This is a genomic window from Rhodococcus (subgen. Prescottella) equi (assembly GCF_003013675.1).
Classification (GTDB): Bacteria; Actinomycetota; Actinomycetes; order Mycobacteriales; family Mycobacteriaceae; genus Prescottella; species Prescottella equi.
This window is the reverse complement of the sequence record NZ_CP027793.1, coordinates 854,298-875,649: the sequence shown is the minus strand read 5'-3', so window position 1 is coordinate 875,649 and position 21,352 is coordinate 854,298. Positions and strand designations below refer to the sequence as shown.

5 protein-coding genes are annotated in these 21,352 nt (G+C 70.6%); 2 read left to right on the top strand and 3 right to left on the bottom strand.

Annotation, left to right across the window (positions count from 1 at the left end; translation table 11 throughout):
- Nucleotides 1-33: 33 nt before the first annotated feature.
- Together C7H75_RS04005 and C7H75_RS04000 are read right to left on the bottom strand one after the other, a co-directional pair.
- Entirely contained in the window at nt 34-16,767 is a 16,734-nt protein-coding gene (locus tag C7H75_RS04005; protein ID WP_106850961.1) for a non-ribosomal peptide synthetase, read from the bottom strand.
- 99 nt (nt 16,768-16,866) lie between these two features.
- Entirely contained in the window at nt 16,867-17,667 is an 801-nt protein-coding gene (locus C7H75_RS04000) for an alpha/beta fold hydrolase (protein WP_005515495.1), read from the bottom strand.
- A gap of 112 nt (nt 17,668-17,779) precedes the next feature.
- On the opposite strand from C7H75_RS04000, the gene C7H75_RS03995 reads away from it, so the two are divergent.
- Nucleotides 17,780-18,718, top strand: coding sequence for a methionyl-tRNA formyltransferase (locus C7H75_RS03995; RefSeq protein WP_084845725.1), 939 nt, complete (start codon nt 17,780-17,782; stop codon nt 18,716-18,718).
- Between the two features lie 55 nt (nt 18,719-18,773).
- On the top strand, nt 18,774-19,256 hold the full coding sequence (locus C7H75_RS03990; RefSeq protein WP_064079468.1) for a DinB family protein: 483 nt from the start codon (nt 18,774-18,776) through the stop codon (nt 19,254-19,256).
- A gap of 106 nt (nt 19,257-19,362) precedes the next feature.
- On the opposite strand, the gene C7H75_RS03985 is transcribed toward C7H75_RS03990, so the two are convergent.
- Nucleotides 19,363-21,030: a metallophosphoesterase gene (locus C7H75_RS03985; RefSeq protein WP_175279318.1), complete on the bottom strand. Its 1,668-nt coding sequence runs from the start codon at nt 21,028-21,030 to the stop codon at nt 19,363-19,365.
- Nucleotides 21,031-21,352: the final 322 nt, after the last annotated feature.

The following is a 21,352-nucleotide window of genomic DNA, read 5'->3' as shown; positions in this document are numbered from 1 at the left end:
ACTCTACCAACCGACTCGGCCACGTGCGCCTCGTCACAGCGCGGACCGCACCAACGCCACCACTTCCCGCGCCCAGCCCGCGACGACGTCCTGGTCGAGGACCCCCGTCGAGAACTCGAAGTACGCGTGTACCGGGCCGTCGCCGACCGGCTCGTAGAAGCTCAGCGTCAGTTCCGCCGTCGACATGCCGACCGGAACCGGCAGGAAGCCGCCGAGCACGCCCTCGAGCGCGTCGAACCGGGCCTGCTCATGATGCACCAGCAGCACCTGCGGCAGCCGGCCCGCACGCAGCCCGATCTCCGCGGCGACATCGGCGAAGCCCACGTCCTGATGTTCGAGCGCCTCGAGGTTCGACTCCCGGATCCGCGCCAGCAACTCGTCGAAGCCCGGATCGCCACTGGTGTCGGTGCGCATCACGACGACGTTGAAGAAGCACCCGATCATCGGCGCGAGCACGTCCTCCGACCGACCCGCGACGAGCGAGCCGATCGGAATGTCCTTGCCCGCACCGCTTCTCGTCAGCACGGACGCGAGCGCCGCCTGCAGCACCATGAACATGCTGGTGCCGGTGCGGGCGGCGATCCGGTCGATGCCCGAGTGCAGGTCCGCGTCGATCTCGATGGGGACCAGTTCACGGCGCGCCTCGCGCACGCCGGCCGACGCCGGAAGGTGCAGACGGGGCGGCATGTCCGCCAGTCGGTTCCGCCAGTAGTCGAGCTGACGGGCGTGCAGACTCTCCGGATCGGCGGGCTCACCGAGCCGGGCGATCTGCCAGCGCACGTAGTCGGGGTACTCCACCGCGAGCGGCGTCCACTCCGGTTCCGCCCCGCCCGCGCGAGCCACGTACGCGGTGAGCAGGTCACCGAGCAGCGGCACCACCGACCATTCGTCGACGGCCACGTAGTGCATCGTCAGCAACAGCACCTGGGTGCCCGAGTCGTCGGACACCAGGTGCACCCGCAGCGGAGCCTCCTCGGTGAGATCGATCCGCAGCTGCGCGATCTCGAACACCCGGCGATGCAGATCGTCGTCACCGACGTCGATGACATCGACACCCGGACGTGGCCCGTCCGATGTGTACACCTCGGTACCGTCCGGCGCGAACACCGTCCGCAGCGGTACATGCCGGTCCACGACGTCGTCGAGGGCGAGTGCGAGATGTCCGGCGTCGATCGGCTCCTGCAACTGCAGCGCCAGCGCGTGATCGGACTGCGCCCGGGACCGCGACGAGCGGTGCCGCTGCCAGTGCAGCCGCTGCGACGGCGCGAGCGGCACCGGTCCGGTCTCGCCGGTGACCGCGATTCCCGGTTGCGCCGACCGCTCCCCGCTGCGGACGAGCTCGGCCAGCTCGGCCACCGTCGGCGCGTCGAACACGTCGCGGATCGTGATGTCGACCTCGAACATGCTCCGGACTCTGCCGACGAGCTTCATCGCCGCCATCGAGTGACCGCCGAGGTCGAAGAACCCGTCGTGGATGCCGATGGACGGCAGGTGCAGAACCTCCGAGACCACCTCGCACAGTTCGGTTTCCACCTCGTCGCGGGGCACTCCGTCACCGCCGAGTGTCGACCAGTCCGGTGCCGGCAGCGCCTTGCGGTCGAGCTTGCCGTTGGGAGTGAGCGGCAGCGCACCGGGAAGCGCGACGACCAGCGTCGGCACCATGTAGTCCGGCAGCGTCCGTGCCGCGTGCGCGCGGACCTCGGACGGATCCACGACCGCGGCTGTGACCCCGTCGTCCTCGAACTCGGGCGAGACGTAGCCGACGAGTCGGGTGATCTCGCCGTCGCGGTCGGCCACCACCGCGGCCTGGCTCACCGCGGGATGGCTCGCGAGCGCGGCGATGATCTCGCCGAGTTCGATGCGGAAACCGCGGATCTTGACCTGGTCGTCGACGCGGCCGAGGAAATCGAGGTTCCCGTCGGTGCGCCACCGCGCCCGATCGCCGGTGCGGTACATCCGACCGGGCCCGAACGGATTCGCGACGAACCGGCCCGCGGTGAGGTCGGGTCGGCCCAGATAGCCGCGGGCCAGGCCCCGCCCGGCGATGTACAGCTCACCCGCGATGCCGGGCGGCACCGGGCGCAGCCGGTCGTCGAGCACGAAGGCCTGCTCGTTGGGGTCGGGGATGCCGATCGGCACCGCTTGCGTCCAACCGGGCTGCGCCTGCCACAGGGTGTTGTTGACGGTGGCCTCGGTGAGCCCGTACGCCGCCAGCAGGTTGAGCCGCTCGGCCCAGCGGCCGATGAGGTCCGGCGGCACCGTCTCGGTACCGACCAGGACGGTGCAGCCCTCCGGCACGGTGCATCCCGGGGGCAGCGCAGCCATCAGCGACGGCGGCAGGATCGCGTGCGTCACCTTCCGCTCGTGCATGAAGTCGGTGAGTTCCGGACCGGCCACGCGGGCCTGCTCCGGGATGATCACCAGCGTCGAACCTGTGCACAGCGCCATCGACAGCTCGAAAACGGCGACGTCGAAGCCGACGGACGCGAACTGCATGACGACCGACCCGGTGGTCAGCTTCATCCGGTCCTCGGCCGTAGCAACCAGGCTCATGATGCCCTCGTGCGGCAGTACCGCGCCCTTGGGCCAGCCGGTCGAACCGGATGTGTAGATCACGTACGCCGCGTGATCGAGACCCGCAGGCGGGGAGGGCAACTCGTCCGCAGCACGACCGTACAGAGCGGCGATCACTCGCGGGTCGTCGAGCAGAAGGCGATCGAGGCCGTCCGCCACCACACGCTTCGATTCGGCTTCCGTCGACAGCAGGATCCGGGCACCCGAGTCCTCGAGCATGTACGAGATGCGGTCGGCGGGGTGCGTCAGGTCCAGCGGCAGGTACGCCGCCCCGAGACGCAGCACGCCGAGCACCGACGCCACCATGTCGATCGAGCGCGGAACGGCCAGCCCCACCACGCTTTCCGCGCCGACACCCCGGGTCGCGAGCACGGCCGCGATACTCCTCGAACGCTTGTCGAGTTCGGCGAACGTGGCCTCACCGCCGGAGTCCGCGACGGCGATGGCATCCGGAGTCTCCTGCACCCACCGGTCGAACGCCTCCGGCAGCGTCAACTCCTCGACCGGCCGTGCCGTGTCGTTGAATTCCCGAAGGACCGCCTCACGCTCGCCGTCCAGGAAGACGTCGACGTCCGAGACGCGGGTCGCGGGGTCGGCCGCGACGGCGCCGAGCACCGCCACCTGGCGGCGGGCCATGCGGTCGACGGTGTCCCGGTCGAACAGGTCAGCGCTGTATTCGAGCCGCAACTGCACGCGGTCCTCGTCCAGGAACTCGGTCCAGTTGAACACCAGGTCGAACTTGGCGGTGCGCTCCTCGATCGCCACCGGCGCCAACGTCAGGTCGGGCGACGGCACCGGATCGGCGGTGCGGCTGTGGTAGCCCACCATCACCTGGAACAGCGGGTTCCGGGCCAGGGAGCGTGCTGGGTTCAACCGTTCGACGACGGACTCGAACGGCACGTCGGCGTGCGAGAAGGCCGCCAGGTCCAGGGCCTTCACCCGCGCCAGCAGCTCCGCGAACGTCGGATCGCCCGAGACGTCGGTGCGCAGGACGACGGTGTTGACGAAGAAGCCGATCAGGTCGTCGAGACCCTGTTCGGTGCGCCCGGCCACCGGCGCGCCGAGCGGCAGGTCGTCGCCGGCGCCGAGCCGCTGCAGCAGCGCCGCCGACGCGGCGTGCAGAACCATGAACATGCTGGCGCCGTGCGCGCGGGCGAGCGTCCGCAGCGCACGGGTCGTCGCGACGTCGAGGTCGAGTTCGATTGCGCCACCGGCGAAGCTGGGGCGCGCCGGCCTGGTGCGGTCGACCGGGAGCGCCAGTTCCTCCGGGGCGCCCTCGAGGACGCCGTGCCAGTAGTCCAGCTGGCGGGTGATCAGGGAGTCGGCGTCGGACGGCTCGCCGAGCAGCGCTCGCTGCCACAGCGTGAAGTCCGCGTACTGCACCGGCAGCGGCGCCCACTCGGGTGCCGCGCCCTGGACGCGGGCTGCGTACGCCACCATGAGGTCGCGCAGCAGCGGCCGGTCCGACCACTCGTCGGTCGCGATGTGGTGCAGCACCAGCGCCAGCACCTGCTCGCCCTCCCCGACCCGGATCACCGTGGCCCGCACGGGGATCTCGGTGGCGAGGTCGAACGGGCGTCCCACCGCTGCGGCCACGAGCGCGGGCACCTCGTCGGCTGCGGCGTCGACGACGGTGACGTCGGGCCGTGCCGAGCCCAGGATCAGCTGGACCGGTTCGCCGTCGTGTTCGCCGAACACCGTGCGCAGCACCTCGTGGCGGGCGATGACGTCGGCGAGGGCCGCGGTGAACGCCTCCGGGTCGAGGTCGCCGCGCAGCCGCAGGACGATCGGGAAGTTGTAGGCACTCGAGGAACCGGCGGTGTCCCTCTCGATCTGCTGGATCACCCACAGCCGCTGCTGCGCCGGCGACAGGGGCAGCCGTTCGGGCCGCTCCCCCGCCACCAGCAGCGGCCGGGTCGACCGGTCGCGCCCGGAGACCCGCTCGGCGAGCTCCGCGACGGTGGGCGCCTCGAACAGGTCTCGCATCGTCAGTTCGGCGGCGAGCACTGCCCGAGCCCGGCTGATGAGTCGGGTCGCGAGCAACGAGTGCCCGCCCAGGTCGAAGAAGCTGTCGTCGATTCCCAGATCGACCTCCAGCTCCAGCACCTCGGCGAAGAGTCGACACAGCGTCCCCTCGAGGGCGTTGCGCGGTTCCCGGGACTCCCCGCTGCCCCGCCCGAGCACCGACTCGGCGGACGGCAGCGCCCGCACGTCGAGCTTGCCGTTGACGGTCATCGGCAGCTCGTCGACCGCGATGACCGCGGCAGGCACCATGTAGTCGGGCAGCACTGCCCGTGCGTACTTTGCGAGGTCCTGGCTACCAACTGCGCTCACGGGCGCGCCGGCGCCCACCACGTACGCGACCAGGCGCTTGATCCCGCCCGGTCCGGCGTCCGCGATCACCGCGGCCTGACGCACCGACTCGTGCGCGGCCAGAACCGATTCCACCTCGCCCAGTTCGACGCGGTGGCCGCGGATCTTCACCTGGTCGTCGGTGCGGCCGAGGAAGTCGATGTTGCCGTCCGGTGCCCGCCGGACGAGGTCACCCGTCCGGTACATCCGCGCGCCGCCGCCCACGATCGGGTCCGCGACGAAGCGCTCGGCGGTGAGACCGAACCGGTCGAGGTAGCCGCGCGCGAGCCCCACACCGGAGATGTACAGCTCACCGGGAACTCCGTCGGCGACCGGACGCAGCCAACCGTCGAGGATGTGCGCGACGGTGTTCCAGATCGGCTGCCCCACAGTGGGCGTGACGCTGTCCGCCGTGCCGCCGCCGAGCGTGTTGATCGTGTACTCGGTGGGCCCGTACAGGTTGTAGCCGCAGGTCCCGTCGGTGTCGCGCAACGCGTCCCACACCTGGTCGGAGACGGCCTCGCCGCCGAGCAGGACCAGCGGGGGCCGGTGCCGGCCGGGTCCGCCGTCGAGCAGTCCTTCGTCCAGCAGGTGCCGCGCATACGTCGGCGTCACGTTCACGACGTCGATCTCGTGGGCGTCGCCGTACGCCACCAGGGCCTGCGCGTCGCGGCGCAGTTCCTCGTCGCAGATGTGCACCTCGTGGCCCTCCACGAGCCACAGCAGTTCCTCCCACGACATGTCGAACGCGAACGAGACGGTGTGCGCGATGCGCAGCGTGCGCCCGCCCGCGGCCCGCACCACCGGCTCGAAGATCGCTTCGCGGTGGTTGAACTGCATGTTCGTCAGGCCGCGGTACGGCGTCACGACGCCCTTGGGGCGCCCGGTGGAACCGGACGTGTAGATCACGTACGCGGGGTGGTCGAGGCGTCCGGGCGTGCCGGGCGCGAATCGTCCGAGCTCGGCCGCGGTGAGCGCGGAGCCGTCACCGTCGAGCGGGACCGCCGGATCGTCGAGGACGATCGTGTCGACGGTTGCCGCCGAAAGTGTTTCGGCGACGGCAGCCGTCGTCAGCATCGTGACCGGGCGGGCATCGTCGAGCATCCCCACCAGACGCTCGACGGGGTGGTCGAGTTCGAGCGGTAGGTACGCGGCCCCGGTGCGCAGCACCGCGAACAGCGCTACGACGGTCTCCACCGACCGCGGCAGCGCGAGCGCGACGATCTGCTCGGGTCCTGCGCCGTGCGCGAGCAGGATTCGGGCCAGACGGTTGATCCTGGCGTCGAGGTCCGCATAGCTGACGGTGTCGTCGCCGAACACCAGCGCGGTGGCCTCCGGGATCCGCTGCGCGGTGTCCGCGAACAGGTCCGCGATCGTCCGCTCGGGAAGCGGATGCGCGGTCTCGGCCAGTCGGGAGGACTGCAGCGCGCGGTCGGCGTCGGTGAGGGTGCTCGTGCGGCCGACGAGCACGTCGACGTCGTCGGCGAACCGCTCGAGCAGTCCGACGAAGGACGCGAGCATCCGCTCGGCGTCCGCCGCCGTGACCTTGTCCGGGTGGAACTCGAACTTCACCTTCGTCTCGGCGCCGGGCGTGACGACGACCGTGAGCGGGTAGTGGGTGTGGTCGATGCTGTCGCCGCCGCTGATGTCGTGCGCGGAGTGCAGCGCCGAGACCTGGTTCTCGTCGACGAAGTTCTGCAGCACGTACAGGACGTCGAACAGTTCGCGGTGCTCGCTCGTCCGCTGGATCGCGGCGAGGCCGAGGTAGTCGTACGGCATCAGTTCGAGCCGCTCGGACTGCGTCCGGCGCAGCAGGTCCGCGACGGACTCGTTGGGCCGCAACGACATCCGTACGGGCACGGTGTTGAGGAACATGCCGACCACCGACTCGATGCCCGGCACCTCCGGCGGCCGTCCGGCGACGGTGGTGCCGAACACGACGTCGCTGCGTCCGGTCGCGCCGGCCAGGACCAGCCCGAGCGCGCCGTTGAGGATCGCGTGGAACGTGACGCCCGTGCGGGCGGCCTGCGCGCGCAGCCGCTCACCGAGGTCCCGGGAGAGCACCGCGTCGCGGCGGTCCGGCCACCCGGCGGGTGCACCGGTGCGCCGGGCCAGCAGCGTCGGCTCGGCGAGACCGGAGAGCGTCCGCTGCCACGCGGTGCGGGCCGCGGCACCGTCGCGGTCGGCCAGCCAGGACAGGTAGTCGTCGAATCCGCCGTCCGGCGAGACGAATCCGGTGTCGTCACCGCCGGTCTCGTACAGCGCGAGCAACTGGCTCACGACCAGGCCGTTCGACCAGCCGTCCCACAGCAGGAACTGACGGTTGATCACCAACCGGTCGCGGCTGTCGCCGAGGCGCAGCACCGTCGCCCGCCACAGCGGCGGGGCGGTGAGGTCGAACGGAGTTAGCCGATCGTCGAGCATCACCTGCGCGGCCCGCTCCTCGCGGGCGACCTCGTCGAGGTCGGTCAGATCGACCTCGGTGATCGGGACGTCGAGCCCGGCGCTGACGAACTGCACCGGCGCGGTCAGTCCGGCGCTGACGAATCCGGCCCGCAGCGTCGGGTTGCGACGCTGCAGTGTGCGCATCGCCGCGGCCAGTCGGTCGAGGTCCAGGTGCCGGTCGAAGTCGAGCGAGAACTGGGCGGTGTAGATGTCGGCACCGTCGGAGATGCCGGCCTGGAAGTACAGGCCCTCCTGCAGCGGCGACAGCGGCCAGACGGTCTCGATCTCGCCCGGCGCGGCCGCGACCACGACGTCGAGTTCCGCCTGAGTCAGAGGTGCCAGCGGGACGTCGGACGGGGTGAGCGCGACGCGTCCGTCGTGCCGCGCGGCGGACGCCACCAGTTCGCGCAGTGCGGCGACCCATCCGTCGCTGATCGCGTGCGCATCGTCTGCGGACAGGTCCGGTTCGGACCAGCCGAACACCGTGCGCAGTACCGGTCCGTCCGGGGTGTCCTCGCACAGCGCGTTGACGAGCAGCCGGTAGGGGCCACCCATATCGGTGTCGGGATCGGTTGCCAGCGAATCGGTTTCCGTTGCGCCTGTCCACGGTCCGGACTGGCCCGCCGGCATCCGGCCGAGGTAGTTGAACAGCACCTGCGCGGGCGATCCCGCTGCGAGCAGTCCCGCGGTGCGGGCGTTGGCGTAACGCAGCATGCCGTAGCCGATGCCGCCGTCCGGAGCCGCGCGCAGCGCCTCCTTGACGGACTTGAGCGCGTCGACGCCGTCGGTACCGCCGGGCAGGCGCACCGGCGTGATGTTGGTGAACCAGCCGACGGTACGGGACAGGTCGACACCCGCCGCGAGTTCCTCGCGGCCGTGCCGCTCGAGATCGATCAGCAGGTCCGATGCTCGGCCCTGCGTCGTGAACCAGCGGGTGACGGCGATCCGGAGTGCGGTCACCAGGACGTCCGTGACGTCGGCGTGCGCGAGGGCCGGCACGGCGGTGAGCACCGCCTCGGTCTCGGCGACGGACAGTCGTACGGTCCGGCTCGCACCCGTCCCGATCGTCGCATCACCATGCGCGTTCGGCACCAGTTCGCCGCCGGGAGCGATGGTTTCGACCCAGTGGTCGAGTTCCCGCAGCCGGGCGGGCCGCTGCGCCTCCGCCGTGACCAGGTCGGCGTACTCGCGCAGCGACGTACCGACGGGATCCAGCGCGGCGGTTTCGCCGGCCTGCGCCGCGACCCACGCCATCGGCAGGTCCTCGAGCAGCACCCGCCACGACACCCCGTCGACGACGAGGTGGTGGGCGACCAGCAGCAGCCGGCCGAGGACGTTCTCGCCCGCGTCGAACCAGACGGCCTCGACCATGGCGCCGGACTCGGGGGTCAGGCGGTCCGCAGCGGCGGACGACTCGGTCTCGATGACCGCACGCAGCCGGGCGTCGTCGAGTCCGGCGACGTCGACGCGGCGCAGCGACGGCGCGACGGACCCGCGCTCGGCGATGTGCAGCGACCACACGCCCGGCAGGTGCCGGGTCAGCCGCTGGCGCAGTCCGTCGTGATGGTCGAGGACGGTCTGCAGTGCGGCCGTGAGGGTCTCGGTGGTCATCTCGGCCGGGGTGTGGAGCAGCACGGCCTGGTTGAAGCGATCGGTCCCGCCGCTCCACTCCGACAGGCGGTGCACCACCGGCATCGGCAGCAGGTCGCCGGTCGCGGCGACCACCGGTGCCGCGACCGAGGTGGTCGCGGGCGCGTCGACGTCACCGATCAGCCGCGCGAGCGCACGAGGCGTCCGCTGCTCGAAGATCTGCCGGGGCGTGATCGAGATGCCTTCGCGGCGAGCCAGGTTGACGAGCCGGATCGCGAGGATGCTGTCGCCCCCGAGCGCGAAGAAGTCGTCGTCCTCGCCCACCTGCTCGCGGCCGAGCACCTCGGCTATCAGCGAGGCGACCGCCGGGGCGCGCCCGGCCGCGGGGGTGGTCTCGGTCGGCGCCGTGGCGGCGGGGACGGCCGGCGCCGGCAGCGCACGGCGATCGAGTTTGCCGCTGGGGCTCAGCGGTAGCGCCTCGACGACCACCAGGACGGTCGGAACCATGAACTCCGGCAGGGTCTTCCCCGCGAAGCTGCGCACGGCGTCCACGTCCACGCCGGGGGCTGCGACGAGGTACCCGACGAGTTGCTGGTGGCCGGGCACGTCCTCCCGCACGACAGCGGCCGCCCGGGCCACGTCGGGGTGCTCGGCGAGCCGGGACTCGATCTCGCCCAACTCGATCCGGAATCCACGCAGCTTCACCTGGTCGTCGGCACGGCCCAGGTATTCGACGGCGCCGTCGGCGTTCCGTCGCACGACGTCGCCGGTGCGGTACATGCGAGCGCCGGACGTCCCGAACGGGTCGGCGACGAAACGGTCCGCGCTCGTCCCCGGACGGCCGAGGTAGCCGCGGGCCAACTGCGGGCCCGCGAGATAGAGCTCGCCCGCGGATCCATCGGTGACCGGCTGCAGGTACGGATCGAGCACGTAGAGCGCGGTGTTGGCGGCGGCCAGCCCGATCGGCACCGTCGCCGCGTCCGCGGGCAGCGCCTGCACCGCGGCGGCGTAGCTGACCTCGACCGCGGCCTCGGTGGGCCCGTAGAGGTTGTCGAGCACCGCACCGGGCAGCACATCGGCGAAGCGTCGGGCGACCGGCAACGGCAGCGCCTCGCCGCTGGCCGCGACCACTCGCAGGCCCGTGCAGGCGCTTGCCGTCGGCTCGTCGAGGAACAGTTCGAGCATCGACGGCACGAAGTGGGCGCGCGTGATCCCTTCGCCGACGATCAACTCCGCCAGATACTGCGGATCGCGGTGTCCGTCCGGCCGCGCCAGCACCAGCGTGGCACCCGCGAGCAGCGGACCGAAGAACTCCGGTACCGAGACGTCGAAGCTCGACGGCGTCTTCTGCAGCACCCGGTCGGTGGGCAGGATCGGCCGGAACTCCTGCATCCACAGCAGGCGGTTCACGACGCCGGAGTGCGGGACGACGACACCCTTCGGATGCCCCGTCGACCCGGACGTGTAGATGACGTACAGCGGATGCTGCGGGTGCAGGCCGACGGACACGGGATCGGCCGGGCATCCGTCCAGGTCCAGGTCGTCGACGAGGATGCGTTCGATTCCGTTGTCCGGCAAGGCGGCTGCGACATCGGCGGACGTCAGCACGCACACCGGGTCCGAATCCTCGAGCATGTAGGACAGGCGCTCGGCCGGGTAGCCGGTGTCGAGCGGGACGTAGGCACCACCCGCCTTGCCGATCGCGAGCAGCGCGACCATCAGTTCGATCGAACGCGGCAGCGCGACGGCCACCTTCGTCTCGGGTCGGACGCCGCGGTCGACGAGGACGTGCGCCAGCCGGTTCGCGAGGTCGTGCAGCTGCGCGTAGGACAGACTGCGCCCCTCGCAAACCACCGCGGTCGCGTCCGGCGTGCGGGCGGCCTGGTCTTCGAGCAGCGCGGTCACGGTGGTCGCCGGGAAGTCGACCGTGTCGACGACGTCGACGCGCTCGGGGATGCGGGCGAGTTCGATCGCCGCAACCGGCCCGTCCACCGTCGCCGGAAGACCGGCGAGGATCGTGAGCATGCCGTCGGCCATCTGCGCGGCGGTCGCGTCGGACACTCTCGCCGCGTCGTACTTCACCTCGAGGCGCAGCTCGTCGCCCGGGACCGCGATCAGCGTCAGCGGGTACGGCGGGTGCTCGTCGAACCGAATACCGCTGAGCGACAGGGTGCCCGACGGGTCGGTGATCGCGGTGTCGCCGATCGGGTAGTTCTCCACCACGACGAGGGTCTGGAACAGCTCCTGCAGCCCGGTGATCCGGCGCAACTCGCCGAGCCCCACGTACTGGTGTTCGAGGAGCGCCGACTGCTCCGACTGCCAGCGCGCGAGCACGTCCACGGTCGCCTCGTCCGGATCGAGTCGCAGACGCACCGGCACGGTGTTGATGAACAGGCCCACCATCGATTCGATGCCGGGCAGGTCGCCACCGCGACCCGACACCGTGGAGCCGAACAGTACGTCGCGCCGGCCGGTGAGCCGCGCGAGCAGCAGGCCCCACGCACCGTGCACCAGGGTGCTGGCGGTGAGACCGCGCTCGCGGCCGAGCCGGTTCAGTTCGCTCGTCTCCGTCGCCGGGAGCGCGACGATCTTGCTGCGCACGCCGCGCTCTCCCGCGGCGGGGACGCCGGGCAGGGCGGGCGGCTCGCCCGACCCTGCGAGCGCCCGCTGCCACACGTCGATGGATGCCCCACGGTCGCGGGACGCCAACCAGCTCAGGTAGTTCCGATACGCGGCCGGTGCGGGCAGCGCGAGCGGTTCCCCGGCCGGGCTGTACAGCGCCAGCAGTTCGCGCAGCATCACCGGAACGGACCAGCCGTCGGCGACGACGTGGTGGATGGACTGCAGCAGCAAGAACTTCGCCGGCGCCACGCGGACGAGGGTGTAGCGCACCAGCGGCGGGCGTTCGAAGTCGAAGCCGCGCAGCCGGTCCTCGGCCAGCATCCGGTCCACTGTGGACGTCGGGTCCGGATCGGTCGAGAGGTCCAGAACCGTCATCGGGACGTCGGCGCGGGACGAGATCACCTGCACCACCCGGCCGTCGGACAGCGGGCGCAGCGCGGCCCGCAGCACGTCGTGCCGGTCGACGACGCCCTGCAGCGCGCGGTGCAGCGCGACGGCGTCGACCTCGCCGCTCAGTTCCACCACCTGCTGCACGACGTACGGGTCCGGCTCGGTGGGCGATGCACCGTCGCGTTCGTAGACGCTGTGGAAGTAGATGCCGTCCTGCAGCGGCGTGGTCGGCAGGACGTCCGACATCGTCGGCGCGGTCGCGGCGAGCCGATCGATGTCGCTCTGCGCCAGCGGCACCAGCGGGAAGTCGGACGGGGTGTGCCCGCCGTCCGGCGCGGCCGCCGCGAGATCGCGCAGTGCGGCATCCCAGTACCCGGCGAACTCGTCGGCCTCGGCGGCGGAGAGCACCCGCCCGGCCCACGTGAGCGTGGTGCGCAGCGTGGGCCCGTCGGAAGTGTCGGCGGCGAGCACGTCGACAGTGAGGGCGTGGCCGAGCGGCATGGCAGGATCACTTGATCCGCCGGTCGCGGTAGGCAGCCAGTCGATGCCGGCGCCAGCGGCGACACGGCCGAGGTAGTTGAACAGCACCGGAGCGGCGCTGCCGGAAGCGAGCTCCGCACCGGCCGCGCTCAGGTAGCGCAGGGCGCCGTACCCGAATCCATGGTTCGGGACCCGGCGCAGCTGTTCCTTGACCGACTTGAGCGCCGAGGGCACCGAACCGTCCGGGACGTCCAGGCGCACCGGGTACACGGTGGTGAACCAGCCGACGGTGCGGGAGATGTCGAGCGCGGTGCCGGGGGTGCGGACCAGGTGCTCCTCGCGGCCGTGCCCCTCGAGGTCGACCAGTACCTCCGCGGCACCACCGCGCCAGCGACGCAGCGCGCGCGTCAGTGCGGCGACCAGGACGTCGGCGACGCCCGCGTGGTAGGCGCCCGGGACGTCGGCGAGCAATGCCGCAGCGACGTCTCCGCCCGTCTCGACGGTCATCGATTCCGCGGTGGCCCACGTGTCGACGGCAGGATCGACCGGGCGCGCGCCGATCTCGAGTGCGCCGGGAGCAGTGGCCGCGCGCCAGTGGCCCAGTTCGTCGTCGAACGCACCGGCGCGAGCGCGTTCGCCCTGCAATTCCGCCCAGCGGCGCAGCGAGGTACCGACCGCCGGCAGATCGACGGGTTCGCCGGCGAGGAGCGCGGTCGCGGCCCGCGCGAAGTCCTCGACGACGATTCGCCAGGACACCGCATCCACGACGAGGTGATGGCCCACCAGCAGCAGGCGCCCCGGCTCGCCCGCACGCCGGAACAGCGCGGCCTGCAACATGATTCCGGCCTCGGGATCGAGCAGGTCGGCGACGGCCTGCCGGTCGGCGGCGACCGCGACGTCGAGGTCGCCGTCGACGTCGGTCACGAGGATCGTCGGCTGCGCCCCTGACTCGGGGACCGTGAGCGTTCCTCCGGAGCGGTCCCAACGGGCGCGCAGCGCGTCGTGACGATCGACGACCGCCTGCAGAGCCGCGGTCGCGGTGACCTCGTCGAGGCCGGTCGGCGTCTGCAGCAGCACCCACTGGTGGAAGGTCCGCACGTCGGTGCCCGCGGGGCAGACACGGGCGACGACGGGAGTCGGTTCGACGACACCCGTCGCCACGTCGCTCGTGTCGACGGCATCGGTGACCCGACCGTCGAGGGCCGCGGCGAGCGCGGCCGCGGTGCGCAGTTGGAAGACGTCGCGCGCGCTGATCGAGAAGCCTTCGCGCCGCGCCTGGTTGACGAGGGCGATCGCGACGATGCTGTCGCCGCCGAGCGCGAAGAAGTCGTCGGTGACACCCACCCGTTCGAGACCGAGGACGCCGGCCATCAGGTCCGAGAGGGTCTCCTCGAGTTCGGTGCGCGGCGCGACGTGCTCGCTCGCCGCGGTGAGGTCGGGCTCCGGCAGGGCACGGCGGTCGAGCTTGCCGTTCGGGGTGAGGGGGAACGCTCCCAGGACGACGAACGTCGACGGCACCATGTACTCGGGGAGCTTGTCCGAGGCCCACGCCCGCAGGCTGTCGGCGTCGAGGCCATCGTCACCATCCGGAACCACGTACGCCGCAAGATAGTTGGCGCCCACCGGGGTCTTACGGACCAGCACCGCGCTGTGCCGCACGGAGGGGTTGGCCGCGAGCGCCGCCTCGACGTCCTCGAGCTCGAGGCGCATGCCTCGGATCTTGACCTGGTTGTCGGCGCGGCCGAGGAAGTCGAGGCTGCCGTCCGCGCTCCAGCGCGCCAGGTCGCCGGTGCGGTAGAGGCGGGAACCGTCGTCGCCGAACGGGTTCGCGACGAAGCGTGACGCGGTGAGTCCGGGCGCGCCCACGTAGCCACGACCCAGCAGGTAGCCACCCGCGTACAGCTCACCACCGATGCCTTCCGGCACCGGACGCAGCTGCGAGTCCAGCACGTACAGCTGGGTGTTGGGGTTGGGCGTACCGATCGATGTCGCGATGCGGGCGGCGTCGTCGCGGTAGATCACGTGCGAGACCCCGATCGTCGCCTCGGCGGGGCCGTAACCGTGGTACAGCGTCGTCGACAGCTGACGTCGGAACCGCTCGAACAGGTCCGGGGTGAGCACCTCGCCGCCGCACCACACGTGCCGCAGCCCGGACAGTCGATCGGTGCCCCGGGCGAGGTCGAGCAGGACGTCGAGCATCGACGACACCAGGTACACGAACGTGACCCGTTCGCGGGCGATGAGATCGAGCAGATACTGCGGGTCGCGCTCGCCACCGGGCTCGGTGACGATCAGCCGGCCGCCCGAGACCAGCGGCAGCAGGACCTCGTTGACGGAGATGTCGAACGACAGCGGCGCCTTGAACAGCGATGCGTCGTCGGTTCCGAAACCGAGCACCCGCTCGCGCTGCCACAGCAGCCGGGCGCAGATCGCCTCGTGGCGGATCATCGCACCCTTCGGCCGGCCGGTGGAGCCGGACGTGAAGATCACGTAGGCGAGCCTGCGACCGTCGAAGGTGTCCTCCGGCAGGTCGGACGGCTGGTCGCCGTGCGCCCAGTCGGCGAGATCGACGTGCACCGCGTCGGTTCCGGCGTCCACGCCGCCCGGTCCGGTGAGCACCAGCCGGGCCCCGGCGTCGGCGAGGACGGAGTCGCGGCGCTCCCGCGGCCACGACGGATCCAGCGGAACGAATGCGCCGCCGGCGCACAACACCGCGAGGAGTCCGACCACCATCTCCGCCGAGCGGGGAAGGCCTACCGCGACAACCTCTTCCGGTGCGAGTCCACGGTCGCGGAGGTGGTGCGCCAGCTGCGCGACCCGCTCCGCCAGCTCCCGGTAGGTCAACCGCAGGTCTCCGGCCACGAGCGCCTCGGCGTCCGGGTCGAGCCGGACGGCGTCGGCGAACAGCTCCGGAACGGTGTGCGACGGCTGCGGCTCGGCGGTGTCGTTCCAGTCGAGCAGCACGCGGCGGCGCTCCTCGTCGGTCATCGGCTCGAGTTCGCCGACGGTGGACATGGGGTTACGCAGGAACTGGGACACGAAGTGCGCCAACCGCTCCTCGTGGCGCAGCAGCTCCTCGCGCTGCCCGGCCGGGGCACGCAGGTCGATCCGGATCGGTTCGCCGTCCTCGCCGCCCTGGATCGAGAAGTCGAGATCGTGCACCGGCCCGGTGACTGAGCCGCGGATGCGGGCGGGGTTGCCGTCGAACTCGAGGACGTGCTCGAACATCATCGAGTTGATGCCCGGCCCGAACACGCGACGGTCGGGGTCGATCGCGCGCACCTCGCGGGCGAGGTCCTCGCCGCGGAAGCGGCCGTGCCGCAGCGTTGCGACCAGTCGTGCGTCGATCGCGCGGGCCAGGTCGCCCACGGTGGCCGCCGGATCCACGTGGAACGTCACCGGCAGGATCGTCGACGCCATGCCCGGTGTGCGGCGCATCGCGCGGCCGACGCGGGCCGCCATGGGGACCGAGACGGTGAGCGCCCGCAGCCCCGAGATGCGGTGCAGGTACGCGAGGATCAGCGCCATCGGCAACCGGGTGCGGCGGATACCCGCCGCGGCCGCGAACCCGTACATCGCGTCGGCGATCTCGCCGTCGATCGTGACCGTCGTGGATTCGGGGGCGGCGGACGAGTCGGCGCCGGCCGCGCAGATCTGCGGCGGCTCGGGGGCGTCGAGGATCTCGGCGAGCCAGTAGTCCCGGTCCGATTCGAAGCGCGCCGAGGCCCGGTAGTCGATGTCGGCGTCGATCAGGTCCTGCAGCGCCCACGCCCCGGCCGTCGACGCGAGGTCCGGGTCGTCGTAGCGGGTGACCATGTCGGCGACGATCAGCGAGATGCCGAAGCCGTCGATGATGCTGTGGTGGTAGCGCTGGTACCAGAGCGTGTGGTCGTCGGCGAGACGGATCAGCGCGTGCCCGAACAGGGCGTCGTCGCCGGTGATGTCGACGACCGTCGCGATATCCCGGTCCATCCAGTCCTGCGCCGCGGCCTCCGGATCGACGGCGTCGCGGACGTCGACCACCTCGAACGGCCAGGCGTCGTTCGACGCCGGCACCTGGCGGATCGTCCGGTCCTCGCCGAGCCGGAACCGCACGTGCAGTGCCTCGGCGTGCTCGACGGTCCGGCGGATCGCCTCCGCGGCCCGCTCGATGTCGATCGGCCCGGTGGCCTCCACGACGAGCGAGAGGTTGTAGACCGTGCTCTGCGGATCGAGCTGCTGCGCGACGAGGATCTCGGACTGCGCGGCGGTGACGGGCAGCCCGGCGACGGCGTCGTCGAGCATGGGGGCAGCCGGCAGGTGATCCGCAGACATACAAATCCGATCGTCCGTCGTGGCGCGACCGCGCGAGTCGGACGCATCGTGCGCCCCTTAGGATAGGCTAACTCGCCCGTCCGCCGTCAGCCGGTCACCTCAGTCGGCGAGGAAGTCGAGGACCACCTTGTTCACGGCCTCCGGGCGCTCGAGGTAGCCGTAGTGCCCGGTGTCCGGAATCTCCTGGTAGACGGCGCCGGGGATCGCGTCGGCGACCTCCTTCGACAGGTAGGCCGGGATCATCCGGTCGTCGGCGAACCCGACGGACAGGCACGGACGGGCGATCGCGCGGTAGGCCTGCGCCCGATCGAACTCGCGATCCATCGCGAGCTGCGCCCGAACGCCCGCCGACGTCTTGCCGCCGGAGAACTCGAACACGTCGAGCCAGTCGCGGGCGGCGTGCTGGTCGGCCAGCGTCGCCGGGGAGAGGTTCATGACCGCGGTGACCGCGGCGCGGTACTTGGCCGGCAACTCGATGCCCGCGGCCTCGAGTTCGCGCTCCCCCTCGTTGAGGGTGCGCTGGAACTGGTCCATCCGGGCATGTCCGGCGAGGAATACGGCCTTGCGGACCAGGTCGGGTCGCGCGAGCGCGAGTTCCTGTGCGACGCGCGCCCCGAGCGACGTACCGACGACGTGCGCCGGGCCGCCGAGCAGTTCGATCAGCCCCGCGGTGTCGGCCACCATCGCTTCGATGGTGATCCCGTCGACGCTCTCCCCCGACGGCGCGATGCCGCGGTTGTCGAACGTACACACCCGGTAGCCGGCCGCCACCAGCGCGGGCACCTGATGCAGGTCCCACACCCGACCGGGACTTCCCGTACCCATGATCAGGACGACCAGATCGCCGTCACCCTTGACCTGGTAGTTCAGGGGGATCCCGTTGATGGTGGCGGTGGGCATGTCGGCCTTCCTCACGGCGGTGGAACTGCAGCAAATAGGGTTGGGTAACCTAAAACTCCTGGGTCGTCGCGACCGGCGGCTGAACCTGACCAACTCGTCCCGGAGGATCGCGTTGAGAGTCGCCACGCTGGGCTACCAAACCTGGGGCCACCGTACCCTGCAGGCCGTTCTCGACTCGGATCACGAGGTGGTCCTCGCGATCACCCACCCCAAGAGCGATCACGCCTACGAGAAGATGTGGGCCGACTCCGTCGCGGACCTCGCCACCGAGCACGGCGTGCCGGTGCACATCGCGAACAAGCCCGACGAGGACTTCAAGGCCGCTCTGAAGGCCGCCCGGCCCGACATCATCGTCGCCAACAACTGGCGCACGTGGCTGCCACGCGACGTGTTCGACGCCCCGCGCTACGGCACCCTCAACATCCACGACTCGCTGCTGCCCAAGTACACCGGCTTCTCGCCGCTGATCTGGGCGCTCATCAACGGCGAGGAGGAGGTGGGCCTCACCGCGCATCTCATGGACGAGGAACTCGACGCCGGCGACATCGTCCTGCAGCGTTCGACGCCGGTCGGACCGAACGACACCGTCACCGACCTGTTCCACCGCACCGTCGACATGATCGGCCCGATCACCCTCGACGCCCTTGCCCTCATCGAGTCCGGCCGCACCGACTGGACGCCCCAGGACCGCACGCAGGCCACGTTCTTCCACAAGCGCTCCGACGAGGACAGCCGCATCGACTGGACGTGGCCGGCCGACGCCATCGAACGCCTCGTGCGCGCACAGTCCGACCCGTACCCCAACGCGTTCACCACGTTCAAGGGTCAGCGGATCCGGGTACTGAAGTCGTCGGTGTCCCAAGGCAATTACGGGGGCACCCCCGGCCGAGTCTTCATCCACGAGGGCGACGGCATGGTGATCGTCGCCGGACCCGACGCCCGCACCGGGACGAACAAGGGCCTGGTGATCGAGCGCGTCCGCCTCGACGACGGCACCGAGATGTCGGGCCAGGAATTCTTCCCCCACGGCGGCGGGTACCTGGGGCGCTGAGCCCGGCGGAACGCCTCCGCGCGAAATCCGTCGTCGGCTCCCCTACCCTGCCTCCATGACACGCCATCACGACTCCGATACGTATCAAGCCGTGGTGTCCGTCGCGGACGAGTCCCTGGCAGCTATACAGGCGATCCTCTCGGACATGACCGCCGAGCAGGCCAACCGCGTCCCGGACCTGCCCGGCGCCAACAGCCCGTACGCGATCGGCGCCCACTGCGTCGGCATGACCGACTACTGGGGCGGCTCGCTGATTGCCGGACTGCGCATCCCCCGTGACCGCGACAGCGAGTTCCGCGCGCACGGCGATCCGCAGCAACTGTGCGCCGAACTCACGCGCATCCGCAACGAGCTGCCCCAGCACGTGGCGATCGCCTTGACCGAAGGAGTCCGCGACCGGACGCCCACCGGCACCACCCGCGGCGACACCGCCCGAACCGCCAGCGCCACATGGATGCTGTTGCATATCGTGCGCGAGTTGTCACAGCACCTCGGGCAACTCGAGATCACTCGCGACGTCCTGTCCACCGATCGCTGAGCGGGGGGGCAAACGTCACCCGCAGACACGAGCGGTGCACCTTCGAAGGTGGTCTTCACCGGACGGGGGATGGCGGACACATCGCCCGCCACCCCCGCCCGCCCGATCAGCGCGTGAACGTGGCCGTCACCTCGGGTGAGGCGTTGCCGTAGGCGTCCACCGCAACGACCTTCGCTTCGTACGTGGTACCCGCCGCCGCGTCCGGAACGGGGATGTCGAGACTGTTCGGCCGCGGCATGAAGTAGAAGTCCGACAACACCTTCGACGCCACGACCTTGACACCGGTCGTCGCGTCGGTGATGTCGACCCGATAGTGGTGGACCATCTGGTCGTCCCGCGCCTGAGCGATCCGGACCGCCGTCGCGCCGTCCTCGCTCCTCACCAGCGACAGCGGCGTCGACGTCGCGAACTCCGGCGCCACCGTGTTCCGGGCCGCCGAGGTGTACCGGAAGTTGTCCTTGATCTGCTCGCTGGTCGACCCCTTCAGCTCGACCGTCCAGCTCGAGCCGCTCAGGGTGCCCGCACTCGCGTACGGGGGCTGCCAATTCGCCGACCACTGCCCACCGGTGTAGATGTCGTGCTTGTCGGCGGCCATGTTGATGCGGCCGATCTCGGTACGGTCCTTGTAGACGTCGACGAACAATGCCTGTGCGGTAGGTGATTCGAAGCGGTTCGCCAGGCCCGACTCGGTGATCATCTGGTATCCGTGGTCGATCTCGATGTACGACATCGATCCGTCGTTCACCGACGTGAAGTCGCGCTGATGGATCGACCGGTCGTCGTTGTTGTTGAGATGCGAGTGCCCGGAGAACAGGATGGCCTGCGGATAGGCCTTCAGGTCCTCGGCCAGCCGGGGATTGGATGCCTGCTGACCGTCCATCGTGGTGCCGCTCGTGGGACGATGCCCCTGCACGAGAATGGGTTTGGCGACGTTCGCCGGATCGGCGGTGAGTTCCGCCAGCCGGCCCTTCAGCCAGTCGCGCTGAGCGGTGTCACCGTTGTAGGTCTCGGTGTTCACGGTGAAGACGGGCACACCGTTGACATTCGATTCGTAGTAACCGCCGCCCGTGTCCGCGAACCATTCCCGTGGATATCCGGCCCGGACGTCGTCCAGGTACGCGTCGTGGTTGCCGTACGACATCAGGACCTGGGTGTCGGTCATGCCCTTGCGCTCGAGGTTCTCCTGGAAGATCCGCGAGACGATCTTGTGGTCCGCGCCCTTGCCGTCCCAGTTGTCGTTGATCATGTCGCCGTTGGACAGGATCGCATCGGGCTTCGGAAAGATCGATCCGATGGTGTCGAAGAAGCTCCGGTACTTCTCGGTGTTGTTCTCGTAGCCGCCGACGTGGACGTCCGACATGACGACCACCTGCGCGATCGGCTTCTCCGGCGTGCGGATCAGGTACCCGAACGAGACCGGCGCACTGGCCTTCTCACCACGGAACGCCACCGCGCTCACGTTGGTGTCCGACTCGATCCGGAGCGCGCGCCCCGGGACGTAGGCCGGGCTCTCCGCGGTCGGCGTCGTGCCGTCCAGCGTGTAGCGGACCGTTACTCCTCGCTCGGTGTCGAACTTCAACTCGACGGGGTGTTCGTAGCGTCCACCGGGAACGCTGACGCCCGGCGCGGCGGGCACCGTGTCGTTGTCTCCGACGGAGCTGCCCCACTCGCTTCCGAGGCTTCCGGCGCTACCCCACACGGGGTCGGCCTGCGCTGTGCCGGTTGCGGCGAGCGCGGCGGTCGCTGCAGCAATCACAAGAGTTGTGCGTCTCACGGGATGTCCTTGTCGTCGGCCGGGTCACCGGAACCAGATCTCCAATTGGTCTGGACCAATCAAGTTAGGTCGGCGCGGGCACGAGACGGTGCGCGCGAGCGGTCCTTCCGGTGAAGAAGGAATGAACATCGCAAATCAGGCACACCCGAGCCGGGGATCGTGAGTCGGCGTCCGGAGTGCTGCCGAATCGCGCTGCGGTGGAGACGATCCTCGCCCGCCACTCCGGCTGACGGCGGGACTCGCCCGTTCCGCGGACAGAACGGGCCGAGAGCAGCTAGCCTCCCAGCGAATCCGCGGCGGCACCGGGCCGTTCGCACGACCA